Origin of the sequence: Actinosynnema sp. NPDC023658 (assembly GCF_040639995.1) — a bacterium.
In the GTDB taxonomy this organism is placed as follows: Bacteria; Actinomycetota; Actinomycetes; order Mycobacteriales; family Pseudonocardiaceae; genus Actinosynnema.
In genome coordinates, this window is the sequence record NZ_JBFAAX010000361.1 from 2,845 (window position 1) to 4,025 (window position 1,181).

Annotated in this window: 2 protein-coding genes; both read left to right on the top strand. The window is 75.5% G+C overall.

Going from position 1 to position 1,181, the window contains the following annotated elements; translation table 11 throughout:
- A partial coding sequence (locus AB0G02_RS26360; protein WP_360798530.1) for an ABC transporter permease occupies nucleotides 1–522 on the top strand: 522 nt, incomplete at its 5' end.
- The coding region (locus AB0G02_RS26365; RefSeq protein WP_360798533.1) for an ATP-binding cassette domain-containing protein at nucleotides 519–1,181 on the top strand (663 nt) is incomplete at its 3' end. The genes AB0G02_RS26360 and AB0G02_RS26365, both read left to right, overlap by 4 nt.

Below are 1,181 nucleotides of genomic sequence, written 5' to 3' on the forward strand. Positions count from 1 at the left end.
GGCGGCCGGGTGGCCGACCAGGTGGTGATGCGGGTGGTCGAGGTGCTGCTGTCGTTCCCCGGGCTGCTGCTGGCGCTGCTGGTGATCACGGTGTTCGGCGCGGGTCCGCTGGGCGCGTTGACGGCCATCGCGCTGGCCGAGGCTCCGCACCACACCCGGCTGGCCCGCGGCCAGTTGCTGGTGGTGCGCGGTGCGCCGTACGTGGAGGCGGCGGTGTCGTTGGGCCGGCGGCGCACGGCGGTCACGCTGGCGCACGTGCTGCCCAACGCCGTGGGTCCGGTGCTGTCGCTCGGCGCGGTCGGGGTCGGCACGGCGGTGATGATCAGCGCGGCGTTGAGCTTCCTGGGCCTGGGCGCGCAGGAACCCGCACCCGAGTGGGGTTCGATGCTGGCCGACGGGCGCGAGTTCGTGACGACCGCGTGGTGGCTGGCGGTGTTCCCGGGCGTGGCGGTGACGTTGGTCGTGGCGTCGTCCTCAGTGCTGGGGCGTCGGGCCCGCCGGACCGCCGGTCGGCTGCCGTGACCGGGCCGCTGGTGCAGGTGACCGACCTGGTGGTGCGCTTCCGCGCCGGGCGCGGGCGGTGGGTGGAGGCGGTGTCCGGCATCTCGCTGACCCTGGCGGCCGGCGAGTGCCTCGCGGTGGTGGGCCCGTCCGGCTCCGGCAAGAGCGCGGCGGCCCGCTCGCTGGTGGGACTGGCCGGGGCGGACGCGGTGGTCACCAGCAGTCGGATGGTGTTCGCCGGTCGGGAGTTGGGCGGTTTCCGGGAGTCCGAGTGGCGGTCGGTGCGCGGCCGGGAGATAGCGCTGATGCCGCAGGACGCGCTGGTGGCGCTGGACCCGTTGCGCCGGGTGGTCGACGAGGTGGCCGAACCGCTGCTGGCGCACCGGCTGGTGGACCGGGCGCGGGCCCGGTCCAGGGTGCGCGGTCTGCTGGCCGACGTGGGGCTGCCGGATCCGGACGGGTTCCTGCACCGCCTGCCGCACACGTTGTCGGGCGGCCAGCACCAGCGGGTGCTGATCGCGTCGACCGTGGCCGCGGACCCGCGGGTGATCATCGCTGACGAACCGACCACCGCCCTCGACGCCGGGGTGCAGGCGCAGGTGCTCGACCTGCTGGCGGCGCGCAAGGCCGCGGGCGCGGCGCTGCTGCTGATCAGCCACGACCTCGACGTGGTGGCGCGG